Source organism: Mycobacterium sp. 1245111.1 (assembly GCF_001673405.1).
In the GTDB taxonomy this organism is placed as follows: Bacteria; Actinomycetota; Actinomycetes; order Mycobacteriales; family Mycobacteriaceae; genus Mycobacterium.
Window position 1 is genome coordinate 30,751 of record NZ_LZLV01000001.1, and the last position, 15,310, is coordinate 46,060.

Sequence of the window (15,310 nt, forward strand, 5' to 3'; positions counted from 1 at the left end):
AGGCCGACGGACCGACAGGTCGGACTCAGTTGTTGGGGATCAGCTCCACGCCATTGCCGTTCCAGCGGAACTTCACAATGCTGGGCAGGCCGATGCCGCCGGAGTAGCTCAGCGCGACGGTGTCACCGGTGCACTGCGAGTTGTCCAGGCCGTTGAAGCCGTAGGTGTCGGGCACGCCCTGCGGCGGTATCAGTTTGCCGAGATGGAAAAGCACCGCGCGGGTGTTGGGGCTTTCGGCGTTGGTGTTGGCCTTGACGATGACCGCGGACAGCTGCGCGCACTGGTTGAAGTTGCCGGCCAGCGGCTCGGGGTTCCACGGCTGGTGGCTGCGCGGGTCCTGCGGCAGCTCGGACACCCCACGGGCGATCGCGGGATCGGCGAGGTTGACCGCACAGGGGTCGACGGGGCCCGGACTTGTCGGGGCGGCGGTTGCGGATGGTGGCGGTGCTGCCGTCGGGTGGGGCGCGGCGGTCGAGTGGGTCGTGGGTTCCGGCGTCTTTGCGACGGTCGAATCTCCTGACCCGCACCCGCTGAGCGTCGCGGCGAGTAGCGCCGCCGCGGTGACGCCGCTCAGTCGCATTCGTGTCCACACAACGCCGCACCGTACCGTGACCAGCGCCGTCGATGTGGCAGGCGTGGCCGAGCGGCAGCGAAGCACTAAACTTCCCCTCGACATGGACTCCCCGAACGATGACACCGTGACCTTCGCCGACCTGCACATTCACCCGTCAGTGCTGCAGGCGCTGGCCGACGTCGGCTACGAGTCGCCGTCGGCGATCCAGGCGGCGACGATTCCGGCCCTGATGGAGGGCTCGGATGTGGTCGGCCTGGCCCAGACCGGGACCGGTAAGACGGCGGCGTTCGCGGTTCCGATCCTGTCGAAGATCGACACCGGCAGCAAGGCCACCCAGGCGCTGGTGCTGGCGCCGACACGGGAGCTGGCGCTGCAGGTCGCCGAGGCGTTCAGCCGGTACGGCACGCACCTGCCACAGATCAACGTGCTGCCGATCTACGGGGGGGCGTCCTACACGACACAGCTGGCCGGGCTGAAGCGCGGCGCGCAGGTGGTGGTCGGTACGCCGGGCCGGGTAATCGACCACCTGGAGCGCGGGACCTTGGATCTGTCCCACGTCGACTACCTGGTGCTCGACGAGGCCGACGAGATGTTGACGATGGGTTTCGCCGAAGAAGTCGAGCGAATCCTGGCCGAGACACCGGAATACAAACAGGTCGCGTTGTTCTCCGCGACGATGCCACCGGCGATCCGCAAACTCAGCAACAAGTACCTGCACGACCCGATCGAGGTCAAGGTCGAAGCGAAAACCGCGACCGCCGAGAACATTTCGCAGCGCTACATCCAGGTCTCCGGCCCGCGCAAGATGGACGCGCTGACCCGGGTCCTCGAAGTCGAGCCGTTCGAGGCGATGATCGTGTTCGTCCGCACCAAGCAGGCCACCGAAGAGGTCGCCGAAAAGCTGCGCGCCCGAGGGTTTTCCGCGTCCGCCATCAACGGCGACATCCCACAGGCCGTGCGTGAGCGTACGATCGCGGCCCTCAAAGAGGGCGGCGCCAAAGGCATCGACATCCTGGTCGCCACCGACGTCGCCGCGCGAGGGCTGGACGTCGAGCGGATCTCGCACGTGGTCAACTACGACATCCCGCACGACAACGAGTCCTACGTGCACCGCATCGGCCGGACCGGTCGGGCGGGACGGTCGGGCAACGCGCTGCTGTTTGTGTCGCCGCGAGAACGCCACTTGCTTAAGTCAATTGAGAAGGCGACGCGGCAGAAGCTCACCGAAGCCCACCTGCCCAGCGTCGACGACGTCAACGCGCAGCGGGTGGCGAAATTCGCCGACTCCATCACCAGCAGCCTCGGCTCCGCCGGGCTCGACTTGTTCCGACGTCTGGTCGCGGATTACGAACGCGAGCACGATGTTCCGATGGCCGACATCGCCGCGGCGCTGGCGTTGCAATCCCGCGACGGCGAAGACTTCCTCATGTCCGAGCCGCCGCCCGAGCGCCGGTCGCGGGAACACCAGGACCGGCCTGCCAAATCTGGACGCAGCTTCGGCGACGGCGGCAATAAGGGGTTCGCCACCTACCGCATTGCGGTCGGCAAGCGGCACAAGATCGGGCCGGGTGCCATTGTCGGCGCCATCGCCAACGAGGGTGGTTTGCACCGCAGCGACTTCGGCCACATCACGATCAAGCCGGATTTCTCCCTGGTGGAATTGCCGGCCAAGTTGTCGCGCGAGACGCTGAAAAAGCTTGAGAAGACCCGTATTTCCGGTCAGCTGATCAACTTGCAGCCGGACCGCGCACCTGACAAGAACCGCCGCGCCGGTCGTAGCGCACCTCGGCGGGATCACAAGGGATGACCCAGGCCGACACCGCGGCCCAGGGCGGACTCGAACAGGTAGCCGGGCCGGACCGGGTCGCCTCGTTGACCGGTGTTCGGGCCGTCGCGGCCCTGCTGGTGGTGGGCACGCACGCGGCCTACACCACCGGAAAATACGTCGAGGGCTATTACGGTCTGGTGTGTTCGCGGATGGAGATTGGCGTCCCGATTTTCTTTGTGCTGTCGGGTTTCCTGCTGTTTCGGCCGTGGGTGAAATCGGCTGCGAAGGGCGGGGCGGAGCCATCGGTTCGTCGCTACGCCTGGCACCGGGTGCGGCGCATCATGCCGGCCTACGTCGTGACAGTGCTCGCCGCCTACGTCATCTACCACTTTCGCCATGCCGGGCCGAATTACGGCCACACCTGGGAAGGGCTGTTGCGCAACCTGACGCTGACGCAGATCTACACGTTCAACTACATGCGCGGGTATTTGCATCAGGGTCTGACCCAGATGTGGAGCCTGGCGGTGGAAGCGTCGTTCTACGTCATCCTTCCGCTGCTCGCCTACCTGCTGTTAGTGGTGCTGTGCCGGCGTCAATGGCGTCCAAAGTTGTTGCTGGCCGGGCTCGCTGGGTTGGCGCTGATCTCCCCGGCGTGGTTGGTGGGGGTTCACCTCGTCACGTCGATTCCCAACGGTGCCCGGCTGTGGCTGCCCACCTATCTGATCTGGTTTCTCGCGGGAATGGCGCTGACCGTGCTGCAGCGGATGGGCGTGCGCTGCTACGGGTTTGTCGCGCTACCGCTCGCGACGATCTGCTATTTCATCGCCTCGACGCCTCTGGCCGGCGACCCGACGACCACGCCGCTCGGTATGTCGCAGGCGCTGTACAAGGCGGTGTTCTACGCGGTGATCGCGGCGCTGGCGGTTGCGCCGTTGGCACTCGACAATGAGGGACTATACGCACGGTTGTTGGCCAGCCGGCCGATGGTGTGGCTCGGCGAGATATCCTATGAGATCTTCTTGATCCACTTGGTGACAATGGAATTCGCGATGGTCTACATCATGCAGGACCACGTCTATACAGGCTCGATGGGCGGGCTGTTCCTAGCGACGATGGCCATCACGATTCCGCCGGCGTGGTTGTTGCACCGGTTCACCCGGGTGCGCGGCTGACCTGTTCGGCGGGCACCACGACCGGGGCGACAAACTCCGTGAGCATCGCCCGCTCGTCGTCTTCGTCGCGGCCGGGGAAGATCAGCAGCGACGTGATCGCGCGGACCAGCCAACGGCCTCGACCCGCGACGTTCGCCGGATGGTCGTCGCCCAGCGAGCTGACGAACGCAGTGGCCAGCCCGGTAATGACGTCCGACTGCTCGGCCATTTCGGCGCCGAGCGGGCCCGAGCTTGTCGCGAACCAGGCTGACAGCGCTGGACTTTCGCGAACCAGGCGAAGCGTCGTGACGATGCCAGTGACCAGGCGTTGCTGAGGATCTTTGATGTGGTCGACATCGATCGACTCGGCCAGACGATGGGTTTCGCGGGCCACGTAGGCAGCGCGCAACGCCTCACGGTTCTCGAAGTAGCGGTACAGCGTCGCGCGCGAACACCCTGCGGCCTTGGCGATTTCGTTCATTCCGACCGAGCCGGGATCGTGGCGGGTGAACAGCTGCTCGGCGGCGTCGAGAATGCGGTCGGCGGCGACCTCGGTGCGCCGCTCGGCGAGCCAATCGTTGGCCGGCATCTACGCGACCCGGAACGGGACCGACAGCGGACGACGCACATAGCTGCCGCCGGCCCAGACGATGCCCGCCTCGTCGACCTCGAAATCGGGGCAGCGGGTGAGTAGTTCGGTCAGCGCGACCCGCGACTGCATGCGGGCGGCGGCCGCGCCCAGGCAGTGGTGAGCGCCGTGGCTGAAGGTCAGCAGGTTGCGCGGTTTGCGCTCGACGTCGAGCTCTCCTGCACTCGAACCGAATTGGCGCTCGTCGCGGTTGCCCGAGCCGTAGACCAGCAAGACACGACGGCCTTCGGGCACGGTGGTGTCGCCGATGGTGACGTCGCGGGTTACCGTGCGCGCCAATGCCTGTGCCGGTGAGGTGAGCCGCAGGAATTCGTCGACGGAAGTGGGGATCAGGTCGGGATTGTCAGCGAGCAGACGTCGCTGGTCGGGCCGCTGATGCAGCAATTGCACTGCGCCGCCGAGCATTCCGGTGGTGGTGTCGTTTCCGCCGGTGATCATCGTGAAGACGAACGCGAGGATCGACAGCGTGCCGGCGATGTCGTTGTCAGCGCCGACGCCCGCGGCGACCAGGTGCGAGACGGTGTCGTCTTCGGGCTCGGTGCGGCGCCTTTCGATCAGCTCGGTGAAGTAGGCCATCATCGACCCGACGGCCTCGCCCGCGGTTTGCAGCGATGAGGCGATGCCGCCCTCGGCGGTGTTGGCCGCCACGATGGCGTCCGTCCAGCCGTCGAACTGGCCCCGGTCTTCCTCGGGAACGCCGAGGTAATGCGCGACGACCATCGACGGCAACGGCTTGAACAATTCGGCGACGATGTCGCCGCCGCCGTTGGCGAGCAGCCGCTCGAGGCGCGCGACGACGAATTCGCGGACCTTGGGCTCGACGGCCTCGACTTGTCGCGGGGTGAACCCGCGGGCCACCAGCTTGCGGAACTCGGTGTGCACTGGCGGATCCTGCATCACCATCGGCGGATTGTCGGCTAGCCCAATCATTTCCAGATCGCCGTAGTTGACGGTCAGGCCTTGGGCGGAGGAGAAGGTTTCGTGGTCCTTGGCCGCGGCCCAGATGTCGGCGTGGCGGGTCAGCACGTAGTAGTCGTCGTGGGGTTTGCTCTGCGGCACGACGTGGTGCACCGGGTCGTGATCGCGCAGCTCGCGGTACATCGGCCACGGGTTGGCCCAGGTCTCCGCGGTCGCCAGCTGGAACCTCGGCGTATGAGACAAAGTGGCAGTCATGTCTTATGATTACGACATATAGCGGCATCTGTCAACAGTGTTCGCGCGCGTGACCTGGCTGGCGGTGCTGCTGTAGCGCTGTTGGTTTTCAAGCATTAGTTATCACTGACCTACGGTCCTGATGCCTGGTGTGGACATGGCTCGCGGTTTACTTTGATTCCATGTCCGACGTGCCGCACCGCGCGACTGGCGGCGAGGTCGAGCTTGGCACGTTGCTGGCGCTGCTACACGGCACTGATGACCGGTATCAAACCGTCCAAGCGACCTACCGCACCTGGCGCCACGAACAGCGCCTGCACGAGGCTTTCCGCGCCAACACCGAAGACCAGAAGCGTCGCGGCGTTTCGTTCGCCGCCGTCGCCGCCGTCGGCAGTAGCGGCGAGCCCGCGCCCCCGGAAACCGAAGAGACGGTGCGCATCTGGCGCGAGGGCCAGCGCTTCCGCGAAGAGCTGCATGGCGGCCGCCGGGACGGTTACTACGGCGTCGCCGACGGTCCACGGTGGTGGTTCTGGGACGAGCAGATGGGCGCCATGAGCAACCAGGACAATCCGAGTGCGCAGAGCGCCGTCGGGCAGCGGCTCCAAGTCATGCTCAATCCCATTCCGCTGCTTAGCTCGCTGCGCTTTCGCGTGACTGGCAACTCCCAGGTCGCGGGTCGAGCCGCCATGACAGCGCACGCCACCGCCCGCCCCCACGATCCGCGCCGCGGCGGGTTCGGCTTCGAACTTCACGAGCTCGGCATCGGCGCCCAGCACTATCAGCTCGAGGTCGACCAGGACCGCGGAGTGCTACTGGCGGTTACCGCCTTTCGCGACGAGCAGCCCTTCCACAAGATCACCACACTCGCCATTCGCTTCGACGAACCGATCGAACCCGAGATCTTCCAGTTCACGCCACCGGGCGGCGAACAGATCCAGCTCAGCCAAACTCGCCCTCGCCCGCAACACATCACAGTCACTGAAGCGCAGCAGCGCGCCCCCTTCACCGTCTTTGTGCCAGATCGCGTGCCCGAAGGGTGGCAGCTGCGCTGCATGTTCATCGAAGCCAGCACACGGCCACCATCGCCCGCGCAGGTCGCGCTGAGCTACCGGTCGATGGACGGGCACCAGAGCATCTCAATCTCGCAGGTGGCTGCGTCTGATCGCGCTTCGCACTTCGGGAGCATGATCAACGATGAGGACTGGCACGCGGTGGTCCACGACGGGACGTCGATCAAACTCAGCCCAGCCGAATGGCCCCAAGCCCAAGCAAACCTCGAACGCGACGGAACACTGGTATTCCTCACATCCAACAACCTCACCAGCGAGCAACTCGCAACGACCGCTGCCGGCCTCAAACCCGCACCCAGCACCAGCATCTAACGGGCAACCGCTCCAACCGATTTGATGCATCGCCGCCCGATTCTGGGTCGGCTCCGGAAGCTTAAAGCACGACGTCGTGGCGGACCTGCGCTGTCGGCGAGCAGGGCTGGATCAAGCTGCGGAAGCACTGATTTCGACCGCAGAACAGTACCTCGATACCCAAAGCCTCGATCGACCTCACCTCGCGGGCAATTCCGGCGGCGCCACGGTCGCAACTGAATTGGCCCGACGTGGGCGAGCGGCCACCGTCTGCGCCCTACCGCCGGGAGGCCTCTGGGCAGACAACACCAGCCCGGCGGCACGACGAGTAAACGCAGATTCCTCCGAGCTGACAGTCACTGTGCGGGCGGCCTCACCGCTTCGGTGAACGCCAGCGGGTCTTGGTCGTGCGCCAGATGTCCCACATTCGGTATCACCACTGTGCGCAGGTCGCTGCGGTGGCGAGCGAAGCGGGCGTGGATCCGGTGTAGCCAACGCGGGCTCTGATCACCCAGGACCCATGTCATGGGCACCCGCGCGGCAGCGACAGCCCGAGTGGCGACGTGCTCGACCGCGACGCCGAACGGGTGCAGATCGAATTCAGCTATGACCGGTTCGACGTTCCGCCGCATGCCGTCACGCACACGCTCGTCAGCCAGGTCGTAAGCGTTGCCCCCTGACCGAAGGGCGTAGACGAAACGGAAAAATTCTTCGCCGGCCTCGGCGCGACGTCCGCGAACCTGTTGCCACTTCACGCGAGTCGTCACCGCGAGCACCGCGGGGTCGCCGAGGCGCAGGCCGTGAAAGGCCGGTTCGACCACACACAGACTGCGCATCCGCGAGGTGTCCTTAGCCGCTAGCGCCATCGACACGTTTCCACCGGAACTCCAGCCCACGACATGAGCGGGGCGGTCGCAGACCTCCTCGAGCAAGGCATGGAGGTCGTTGGTGTGGATGCGGTAATCGCGAACCGGCGGATGCGTGGAGCGCCCGTATCCCCGGCGGTCATAGACGATGACCCGGGCATCCGCAGCAAGCAGATCGACGACCGGATCCCAGGTGCTGGAGTCGGTGCCGGTGCCATGCACGAGGACCAAGGGCTCGCCGATGCCGTGCACCTCGTAGTGCAGCACGCAACCCGGAACTTTGAGACTCGCCATGTTCGGTCCCTCACCGCACTCGATGCTTTCGTGCGAATCTCCCACAGCGGGCGCGATGACGCCAGATGGTTGGAAGCCCGCTGGTCCTGCCTCATGACACATCGGCAAGCGGCGCTTCAGAGGACGAGTATGTGGGCGGCAGCGACCCTTTCGGCTGAGGCTAGGAGGCTGCTCGCCGTAGCCGTCGCACGTCGTGTTCGGCGCAGCCCACGCGGTCGGCGGCCTCGGCGACCGACAGCTCTGGGTTGAGCAGGGTTTGCATTTCCTCGGCCGAGAATGACGGTTCGACATCCCATGGTGCCTGATCCCAGCCGGCGTCCGAAAAGCCGGCAAACAGAGGGTCGCTCATCAAGTTTCCTTGGATCATGCGAGGGCAGACCTCGGTGAGGTCCTGCGTCCCGCGCGAAATGACAAGAACTCCGGCGGCTGGCTGTGCCGCACGAGTATGTTCCGATTTTAACGGCGCCGGTGTGCGTTCGCAGCGCGAGACGGTGCCGGATTGGCGCGCAGGCGAACATCTTTCACTCGGAGATCAGCAACGTCGCTCTCCGATGACGCCGATGGGGTGGAAACGCAGTGCAGGACGCTGCCCAGCCCGGCCGCGAAAAACGGCATTCGCCGGACAGCGCGCGGATCTTGAGCCTGTACTTGAGTCACATTTTCACGGGGACCAATCATCCGCGGAGGCAGACGTGGCAAAGGCAGGCAGTCAGGCGGGTCGGGGCAAGACACTTGAAAGGCGAGCGCAGGACGGACTGGGCGTGGACCTCGTTCTCGAGGGCGGGGGAGTCAAGGGGATCGGCTTGGTTGGGGCCGTCCTGGCCCTGCATCAGGCGGGCTACGTCTTTCCTCGCATCGGGGGCACGTCGGCCGGCGCCATTGTGGCCGCCCTCATCGCCGCATATCAGGTCAGGGACGTCCCGCTGACCCAGCTTCAGACGGACATGGCCGAGCTGGACTACACCCAGTTCATGCAGAAGACCTGGGCCGAGAAGCACCTGGGTCTGATCGGGAACGCCGCAGCCCTGGTGAGCCACCAGGGCCTGTACGCCAGTTCCTACGTTGAAGATTGGCTGACCTCCAAGCTAGAGCCGCTGGGCATCCGCACTTTCGCCGACCTCAAGATCACTGGGGACAGCGGCACCGCCCTGGCCCCGTACCAGCGCTACCGGCTGGTCACCCATACCTCGGACCTGACCCGCGGCACCCTGGTTCGGCTGCCTTGGGACCTGCATTACTACCTGCTGAGCGGTGAGGGTCAAGGGGATGCGGCGAAGCAGATCGAGGTCATCGACAGCTACCGGATCGTGGACGCGGTCCGTGCCTCGATGTCGATCCCGTTCTTCTTTCAACCCTTCGAGCAGAAGACGGCCCGGGGCATCTGCACGTGGGTCGACGGTGGGCTGCTGCAGAACTTCCCGGTCACCGTATTCGACCGGACCGACGGCAAGCCTAACCGGTGGCCGACGTTCGGGATAAAGCTCTCATCGCGGCCGGCGATGAACACCCCGGACGTGCCGGTGCAGGGCGATCTCCACGAGGTCGTCGCGATTGCGCACACGGCCATCGGCGAGTGGAACCGCTACCCGCTGGCCGATGAGGGCGTCGGCGCCCGAACGGTGTTCGTGGACACGATGGGCATCGCCAGCACCAATTTCGGGCTGACGACGGACCAGCGCGACGCGCTATTCCGCAACGGCCAGGACGCGGCGGAAAAGTTCCTGGCCGCCTGGGACAAGGCTCACCCCACGCCAAGGCGTTAGCGCGACAACGTTGTCAGTCGGGCAGTCCCAGAACCTGTTTGAGCGCTTTGCCGACGGCCGCGATCGAGCCCGGAGTGTAGGCAGGCATGTTGAAAATGACCCCGCCCACACCGGCGTCGAGAACCTTGGTCTTGATCTGGTCGGCAATGGACTCGGGTGTGCCGACTGCGGCGCGCTGCTGGAACTCCGGGGGCACCGAGTCGATGGTGACGTTTGGATCGTGGATCACACTCAGCAGTGTGCTGGTTTCCAGCGTCGCCGGATCGCGGCCCGCCTCCTCGCAACGTTCTTGCACGACCTTCACCTTGTTGGCCAGCTGATCCAACGACGCGATGAGATTGAGGTGGTCGAAGTGCTTGACCGCCAACGGGATCGTCTTTTTCTCCCCGCTGCCGCCGATCATCAGCGGAATGCGGTCGCGCAAGCGCGGATTCGCGAACGCGTCCTTGGTCTTGTAGTAAACGCCGTCGACGGTGACGCGCTCACCTCTGATCATTGGCAGGATGATCTCGAGCGCTTCGTTGAGCTTCTTGAACCGGTCGGTGAACGTACCGAATTCGAAGCCCAGGGAGTCGTGCTCCAACTCGAACCAGCCCGCGCCGATACCCAGAATCGCGCGACCTTGACTGATGACGTCAAGCGTGGTGATCGCCTTGGTCAGGAGGGTGGGGTTCCGGTAGGTGTTGCCGGTGACCAGCGTGCCGAGCTGTACCGACTCGGTGGCCGCCGCGAGCGCGCCGAGCGCGGTGTATGCCTCCAGCATCGGTTCGGTCGGTTCACCAAGGCCGGGCAATTGGTAGAAGTGGTCCATCACGAACACCGCGTCGAAGCCGGCGGCTTCGGCTTCCTGCGCCTGCGCGATGACTGTCGGGAAGAGCTCCTCCACACCGGTGCCGTATGAGAAATTCGGGATCTGATAGCCGAGTTTGATTGTCACCATTCCGAACCTAGCGGCGATTAAACGGAACCATAACCCCGTTTCGCTTGTGGCGAACCGTGGCGGTCGGCCGGCGCCCGCGCTTGAGCAGCCTGCACATTCTTCGCAGTGGTTCGCACAAAATGGACAAAATAGCTAAACTGCCCGTGTAGACGACGAGCGAGGAGACCATCATGACCGTCTCGTTCCGCAACCGCGACGGCAAGCTGGTAGACGTCCCCGTGGTGACAGCCAGCCGACTCAAAAACGAGTTCGGCACCGTCTTCGAGCAGGCCGCAGTCGACGGAGCCGTGGTGATCACCAAGCACGACACCCCGCGGGCGGTGCTGATGTCGTATGCCGAGTTCGAAGCGCTGATCGCCTCGACCACCCCAGCGCTCGACGACCTCAGCGAGCGCTTCGACACGATGCTGGCCACCATGCAGGCGCCGAAAGCCAAAGCCGGCGTCGCGGCGGCATTCGATGCGTCCCCTGAGGAGATGGGTGCCGCGGCGGTGAAGGCGGCACGCACCCCGTAACGGCGACACATGTCTGATACTTCCGCGACCCCGCCGCGGATATACGTACTTGCCGGCGTCAACGGCGCCGGCAAGAGCAGCATCGTTGGCGCCACCATCCGCGACAACGGCGGCGAGTACTACAACCCCGACGAGGCCGCGCGAGCGATCATTGCGGCCAATCCCGGACTCGGCCAAACCGCGGCCAACGCCGCCGCGTGGACACAGGGCCGCAGGCTGCTGCAGCGGGCGATCGACGAAGGGCTCGACTTCACCATCGAAACCACCCTCGGCGGCAACACGATGCCGGCGCTACTGGCCGAGGCCGCGCAGCGCGGGGTCGAGATTCGCCTCTTTTTCGTCGGACTCGAGAGCGCCGAGGCGCACATCGAACGAGTGCGGCAACGAGTCCGCGCCGGCGGGCACGACATTCCCGAAGCCGCCATCCGCCGCCGCTATCGGCACAGCCGGATCAACCTGATCAAGCTGCTGCCGGCACTGACCGGGCTGAAGATGTATGACAACTCGGCCGTCGCCGACCCCGCGACCGGACAGGCGCCCAAGCCGATCCTCGTGTTGCACCTCCAGCGCGGCAGCATTGTCGGGCCGTCCGATTTGAGCTCGACGCCGCGGTGGGCGCGCCCCATTGTGGCTGCGGCGCTGGAACTTTCACAAGTTCGCTGATCGTGTCGGTGCATCTTGGGTCATCGTGGTCAAGTCCCTGTCAAACTCGTTGACATCTTCCGGTCTGTGCACGCGGGGATGTGCCGGAAACCGTTGAGGTCCCGTTGTGGATGATGCGGCTGAAGATGTCGTCGCCAGGCTCGGCGCGCAGCTGGTCGATGCGCTCGCCGATCTGACGTCCGCTGTCGCGCAAGGTGTTCATGCCGCGACGAAACACCTTCCAGCACCAGCGCGCCACCGTGCGTGCCATCGCCGCCGACGCCGGTGTTGACGTCGCGATGGTCTACTACTTCTTCGGCAACAAGGAGGGTCTGTTCACCGCGGCCGCGGTGACCGGGCCCGAGCACCCGCTGCACCAGCTGATCACGTTGCTCGACGAAGGGCCCGAAGATGTCGGGCCCCGACTGGTACGAAAATTCGTCGAACGTTGGGACGCCGGGTCGGAATTCGAACCTCTCGTGGCACTGTGGAACGCCGCACCGCTACTTCCACAGGCACGAAACATGCTGCACAGCAGCCTTGTCGGTCCGCTCGCGAAGCGGGTCGGCAACGAATTCGGGGTTTCCGACGCCGAATTACGTCTTGAGCTGGTAGCCAGTCACCTGATCGGGCTCGCGTTCGCACGCTACCAATTGAAGATCGAACCCATTGCCTCCGCGAGCATTAACCAATTGGTCGCCTCCATCGGATTCACGGTCGAGCGATACCTGACCGACCCGACGGCCGTCTCTAACTGAACTCGCAGATCACCACCGGGATGTCGCGTGTGGTTCGTCGTTGATATCCGGCGTAACCCTTATATGCCGCAACGATTTGCGGCCATAGCTCGGCTTTCTCTGTCGGGTCGGCCGTCCGCGCGCGAACCTTGTGTCGCTCACCGTCGATCACGATTTCGGCATCCGGGTGAGCCCGCAGATTCTGGTACCAATCGGGGTTGCGGTCGTCGCCACCTTTGGATGCGACGAGCACTACGCGATGCTCGTCGTGGATCGGTGCGGTCAGAAAGCAGGACCGGGGGAGCCCGGATTTGCGTCCTTTGGTGTGGAGCTCGACCAGCGGCATCCCGAATGGCTTGGCCAGCAGCCTGTTCCCGGTAGTCGCAAGAATGACGCGGTGCGCCAAGTTCATCAGCTTGGCGCCGTTGTCCTTGATGGAGTTGAGATTCATTGCAGCTCCTCTGCAAGCATGACGATGATGCCGCTCGGCCCGCGGACGTAGGTGAGCTTGTACGTATCTTGATAGTTCGCCACGCCGCGAAGCGGATAGCAACCATGTCGCGCGGCGATTGCGAGGGCTTCGTCGATGTCGTCGACGGAGAACGCGACGCGGTGCATGCCAACGTCGTTGGGCGAAGTCGGCTTCGATTCAATCGCCTGGGGATGGATGTACTCGAAGAGCTCCAGACGACCGTGACCGTCCGGCGTCTCGAGCATCGCGATCTTGGCGTGGTTCCCGTCGAGGCCGACGGCGGTGTCGGTCCACTCGCCGCTGACCGTGTCACGCCCCACCACTGTGAGCCCGAGATCGGTGAAAAAGGCGATCGTCGCGTCGAGGTCGAGAACGGCGATCCCGACATTTTCGAGTTTGATGGCCATTGGTCGCATGCTACCCAGCGGGCGACGCCGCTCATTTCCCGGCGACATGGAGGTCTACCCGGTCATGAGGAAACTGATCTACCCCTTCACCGTGTCCCTGGACGGCTACGTCAACGATAGTGAGGGCGGTATCGACTGGAGCGAACCCGACGACGAGCTGCACCAATTCCACAACGACCGGTACCGCGAGATCGAGATCTCGCTGCACGGCCGCCGGCTGTACGAGCTGATGGCAGAGCATTGGCCGCACGTGCCGGAGACCGCGCCGCCGATACAGCGTGAGTTCGGCCGGCTGTGGACGGACAAGCCCAAGGTCGTCTTCTCCCGGACCCTCACCGAGGTCCACTGGAACAGCACGCTGGTCAGCGACAACGCGGTCGACGAGGTCCGCACGCTCAAGGCCGGAGGCGACGGCGTGATGGAAGTCGGTGGTGCACACCTCGCAGCCTCGCTGATGCCACACGGATTTATCGACGAATACCAGCTGTTTGTCGCACCGGTGGTGCTCGGCGGCGGCACGCGGCTCTTCCCGCCACTCGACAAGCGGCTGCAGCTCCGGCTGGCCGAAACGAAGCACTTCAACACCGTGGTGATGCTGCGCTACGTCGTCGACTGATCTACACGCCAGCGCCGGGGTTCAGGATGCCCTGCGGGTCGAGGGCGTCCTTGATACGACGGTTCAACGCCATGGCCTCCGGGCCCAGATAGCCCTCCAGCCACGGCCGCTTCAGTCGGCCGACGCCGTGCTCGCCGGTGATCGTCCCGCCCAAATCCAAAGCCAGGTCCATGATCTCGCCGTAGGCCAGCTGGGCCCGCTCGGTCATCGCCACGTCCTCGGGGTCGTAGACGATCAGCGGGTGGGTGTTGCCGTCACCGGCATGCGCGATCACCGCGATCATCAGGTCACGCTCGGAGGCGATCCGCGCGATCCCGCCGACCAGCGCGGCCAACGCCGGCACCGGCACTCCGACATCCTCGAGCAGCAGCGGCCCCTTCTCCTCGACCGCCGGAATGGCGAATCGACGCGCGGCCACAAAGGCTTCGCCCTCGTCGGGGTCGTCGGTCGAAAACACTTCCGTCGCACCGAATTCGGTGAACGTCGCGGCCATGAACTCGGCGTCCTCGCTGCCGCCGCGTCCGCGTTCGTCGGACGCGCCCACCAGCATCGCGGCCGACCCGCGGTCCAGGCCCATCCGCAGCTTGTCCTCGACGGCGTTGATCGTCGCCGAATCCATGAACTCCAGCATCGACGGACGCAGCCGCGACGTCACGCCGAGCACCGCCTCGGCGGCGGCCTCCACCGACGCGAAGTTGGCGACCACCGTGCTCAACGGCTGCTGGGCCGGCACCAGGCGCAGCGTCACCTCGGTGATCACGCCCAGCGCGCCCTCGCTGCCGACGAACAACTTGGTCAGCGAAAGCCCGGCGACGTCCTTCAAGCGGGGCCCGCCGAGCCGCACCGCGGTGCCGTCGGCCAGCACCACCTGCACGCCGAGCACGTAATCGGTGGTGACCCCATATTTGACGCAGCACAGCCCGCCCGCATTGGTCGCGATGTTGCCGCCGATGCTGCAGATCTCGTACGACGACGGGTCCGGCGGATACCAGAGGCCGTACTCGGCTACGGTCTTCTTCACCTCGGCGTTGAGCAGCCCCGGCTGGCAGACCGCGGTACGGGTGACGGGGTCGACGACGATGTCGCGCATCTTCTCGGTCGATAGCACGATTCCGCCGTCGACCGCGGTGGCCCCACCGGACAGGCCGGTGCCCATGCCGCGGGTCACCACCGGAATCTGGTGGGCCGTGGCCCAACGCAGAACGGTCTGCACTTCTTCGGTCCGCTTCGGGCGCACCACTGCCGCCGGCTTCCCGGCGGACGGGTCCAGGGCACGGTCCTGCCGGTAACCCTCGGTGATCGCAGGGTCGGTGACGACCATTCCCTCGGGTAGCCCGGCGATCAGGCCGGCCAGCGCATCAGCGGCCATGCATCGATCCTACGGGCCTGCCCTTTCCCGCCCC

18 protein-coding genes are annotated in these 15,310 nt (G+C 65.2%); 8 read left to right on the plus strand and 10 right to left on the minus strand.

From position 1 onward, the window contains the following. Nucleotides 1–25: 25 nt before the first annotated feature. Nucleotides 26–580, minus strand: coding sequence for an LppP/LprE family lipoprotein (locus A5658_RS00105; protein ID WP_067329498.1), 555 nt, complete (start codon nt 578–580; stop codon nt 26–28). A gap of 94 nt (nt 581–674) precedes the next feature. On the opposite strand from A5658_RS00105, the gene A5658_RS00110 reads away from it, so the two are divergent. Both A5658_RS00110 and A5658_RS00115 read left to right on the plus strand, forming a co-directional pair. Continuing rightward, nucleotides 675–2,381 (plus strand): DEAD/DEAH box helicase, encoded by a 1,707-nt coding sequence (locus A5658_RS00110; protein ID WP_067329299.1) that lies wholly within the window; start codon nt 675–677, stop codon nt 2,379–2,381. Further along, nucleotides 2,378–3,514 carry an acyltransferase gene (locus tag A5658_RS00115; protein ID WP_067329302.1) on the plus strand — a complete coding sequence of 379 codons (1,137 nt, stop codon included), beginning with the start codon at nt 2,378–2,380 and terminating at the stop codon, nt 3,512–3,514. The genes A5658_RS00110 and A5658_RS00115 overlap by 4 nt, the downstream gene beginning before the upstream one ends. Here the strand turns inward: A5658_RS00115 and A5658_RS00120 are convergent. Then, entirely contained in the window at nt 3,495–4,082 is a 588-nt protein-coding gene (locus A5658_RS00120) for a TetR/AcrR family transcriptional regulator (RefSeq protein WP_067329304.1), read from the minus strand. The genes A5658_RS00115 and A5658_RS00120 overlap by 20 nt on opposite strands. Beyond that, complete coding sequence (locus A5658_RS00125) at nt 4,083–5,315, minus strand: cytochrome P450 (RefSeq protein ID WP_067329307.1); 1,233 nt, start codon at nt 5,313–5,315, stop codon at nt 4,083–4,085. A gap of 161 nt (nt 5,316–5,476) precedes the next feature. Between A5658_RS00125 and A5658_RS00130 the strand changes: the two genes are divergently transcribed. Continuing rightward, a complete protein-coding gene (locus A5658_RS00130) occupies nt 5,477–6,676 on the plus strand; it encodes a hypothetical protein (RefSeq protein WP_067329310.1) in 1,200 nt (399 codons plus the stop codon). Nucleotides 6,677–7,011: 335 nt separating this feature from the next. On the opposite strand, the gene A5658_RS00135 is transcribed toward A5658_RS00130, so the two are convergent. Continuing rightward, nucleotides 7,012–7,815 carry an alpha/beta fold hydrolase gene (locus A5658_RS00135; protein WP_067329501.1) on the minus strand — a complete coding sequence of 268 codons (804 nt, stop codon included), beginning with the start codon at nt 7,813–7,815 and terminating at the stop codon, nt 7,012–7,014. Nucleotides 7,816–7,975: 160 nt separating this feature from the next. Beyond that, a complete protein-coding gene (locus A5658_RS00140) occupies nt 7,976–8,164 on the minus strand; it encodes a hypothetical protein (protein ID WP_067329504.1) in 189 nt (62 codons plus the stop codon). Nucleotides 8,165–8,576: 412 nt separating this feature from the next. Between A5658_RS00140 and A5658_RS00145 the strand changes: the two genes are divergently transcribed. Then, a complete protein-coding gene (locus tag A5658_RS00145) occupies nt 8,577–9,578 on the plus strand; it encodes a patatin-like phospholipase family protein (RefSeq protein WP_231997148.1) in 1,002 nt (333 codons plus the stop codon). A 13-nt stretch (nt 9,579–9,591) separates the two neighbouring features. Here the strand turns inward: A5658_RS00145 and A5658_RS00150 are convergent, their stop codons facing one another. Next, nucleotides 9,592–10,515, minus strand: coding sequence for a TIGR03560 family F420-dependent LLM class oxidoreductase (locus A5658_RS00150; RefSeq protein WP_067329511.1), 924 nt, complete (start codon nt 10,513–10,515; stop codon nt 9,592–9,594). 170 nt (nt 10,516–10,685) lie between these two features. Between A5658_RS00150 and A5658_RS00155 the strand changes: the two genes are divergently transcribed. Together A5658_RS00155 and A5658_RS00160 are read left to right on the plus strand one after the other, a co-directional pair. Then, entirely contained in the window at nt 10,686–11,033 is a 348-nt protein-coding gene (locus A5658_RS00155) for a type II toxin-antitoxin system Phd/YefM family antitoxin (RefSeq protein WP_067329313.1), read from the plus strand. Nucleotides 11,034–11,042: 9 nt separating this feature from the next. Beyond that, on the plus strand, nt 11,043–11,696 hold the full coding sequence (locus A5658_RS00160; RefSeq protein WP_067329316.1) for a zeta toxin family protein: 654 nt from the start codon (nt 11,043–11,045) through the stop codon (nt 11,694–11,696). Nucleotides 11,697–11,736: 40 nt separating this feature from the next. Here the strand turns inward: A5658_RS00160 and A5658_RS27810 are convergent, their stop codons facing one another. Then, nucleotides 11,737–11,898, minus strand: coding sequence for a hypothetical protein (locus A5658_RS27810; protein ID WP_156751174.1), 162 nt, complete (start codon nt 11,896–11,898; stop codon nt 11,737–11,739). On the opposite strand from A5658_RS27810, the gene A5658_RS00165 reads away from it, so the two are divergent. Further along, nucleotides 11,897–12,433 (plus strand): TetR family transcriptional regulator, encoded by a 537-nt coding sequence (locus A5658_RS00165; protein ID WP_082992842.1) that lies wholly within the window; start codon nt 11,897–11,899, stop codon nt 12,431–12,433. The two genes, A5658_RS27810 and A5658_RS00165, sit on opposite strands and share 2 nt — an antisense overlap. Here the strand turns inward: A5658_RS00165 and A5658_RS00170 are convergent. Beyond that, entirely contained in the window at nt 12,426–12,863 is a 438-nt protein-coding gene (locus A5658_RS00170) for a nitroreductase family deazaflavin-dependent oxidoreductase (protein WP_067329321.1), read from the minus strand. The genes A5658_RS00165 and A5658_RS00170 overlap by 8 nt on opposite strands. Further along, the gene (locus tag A5658_RS00175) at nt 12,860–13,291 is read right to left on the minus strand and encodes a VOC family protein (RefSeq protein ID WP_067329324.1); all 432 of its coding nucleotides are present in this window, start codon (nt 13,289–13,291) and stop codon (nt 12,860–12,862) included. Before A5658_RS00175 ends, A5658_RS00170 begins: the two co-directional genes overlap by 4 nt. A 64-nt stretch (nt 13,292–13,355) precedes the next feature. Here A5658_RS00175 and A5658_RS00180 point away from each other — a divergent pair, with 64 nt between their 5' ends. Next, nucleotides 13,356–13,907 (plus strand): dihydrofolate reductase family protein, encoded by a 552-nt coding sequence (locus A5658_RS00180; RefSeq protein WP_067329515.1) that lies wholly within the window; start codon nt 13,356–13,358, stop codon nt 13,905–13,907. 1 nt (nt 13,908) lies between these two features. Here A5658_RS00180 and A5658_RS00185 read toward each other — a convergent pair whose 3' ends face one another. Further along, complete coding sequence (locus tag A5658_RS00185; RefSeq protein WP_067329327.1) at nt 13,909–15,276, minus strand: FAD-binding oxidoreductase; 1,368 nt, start codon at nt 15,274–15,276, stop codon at nt 13,909–13,911. Between the last annotated feature and the right edge of the window lie 34 nt (nt 15,277–15,310).

Coding starts and splice junctions, on each gene's coding strand:
- A5658_RS00175 (WP_067329324.1), bottom strand. CDS start 13,291: ATGGCCATCAAACTCGAAAATGTCGGGATCGCCGTTCTCGACCTCGAC.
- A5658_RS00165 (WP_082992842.1), top strand. CDS start 11,897: ATGCCGCGACGAAACACCTTCCAGCACCAGCGCGCCACCGTGCGTGCC.
- A5658_RS27810 (WP_156751174.1), bottom strand. CDS start 11,898: ATGAACACCTTGCGCGACAGCGGACGTCAGATCGGCGAGCGCATCGAC.
- A5658_RS00135 (WP_067329501.1), bottom strand. CDS start 7,815: ATGGCGAGTCTCAAAGTTCCGGGTTGCGTGCTGCACTACGAGGTGCAC.
- A5658_RS00140 (WP_067329504.1), bottom strand. CDS start 8,164: ATGAGCGACCCTCTGTTTGCCGGCTTTTCGGACGCCGGCTGGGATCAG.
- A5658_RS00120 (WP_067329304.1), bottom strand. CDS start 4,082: ATGCCGGCCAACGATTGGCTCGCCGAGCGGCGCACCGAGGTCGCCGCC.
- A5658_RS00180 (WP_067329515.1), top strand. CDS start 13,356: ATGAGGAAACTGATCTACCCCTTCACCGTGTCCCTGGACGGCTACGTC.
- A5658_RS00105 (WP_067329498.1), bottom strand. CDS start 580: ATGCGACTGAGCGGCGTCACCGCGGCGGCGCTACTCGCCGCGACGCTC.
- A5658_RS00160 (WP_067329316.1), top strand. CDS start 11,043: ATGTCTGATACTTCCGCGACCCCGCCGCGGATATACGTACTTGCCGGC.
- A5658_RS00170 (WP_067329321.1), bottom strand. CDS start 12,863: ATGAATCTCAACTCCATCAAGGACAACGGCGCCAAGCTGATGAACTTG.
- A5658_RS00130 (WP_067329310.1), top strand. CDS start 5,477: ATGTCCGACGTGCCGCACCGCGCGACTGGCGGCGAGGTCGAGCTTGGC.
- A5658_RS00125 (WP_067329307.1), bottom strand. CDS start 5,315: ATGACTGCCACTTTGTCTCATACGCCGAGGTTCCAGCTGGCGACCGCG.
- A5658_RS00115 (WP_067329302.1), top strand. CDS start 2,378: ATGACCCAGGCCGACACCGCGGCCCAGGGCGGACTCGAACAGGTAGCC.
- A5658_RS00110 (WP_067329299.1), top strand. CDS start 675: ATGGACTCCCCGAACGATGACACCGTGACCTTCGCCGACCTGCACATT.
- A5658_RS00185 (WP_067329327.1), bottom strand. CDS start 15,276: ATGGCCGCTGATGCGCTGGCCGGCCTGATCGCCGGGCTACCCGAGGGA.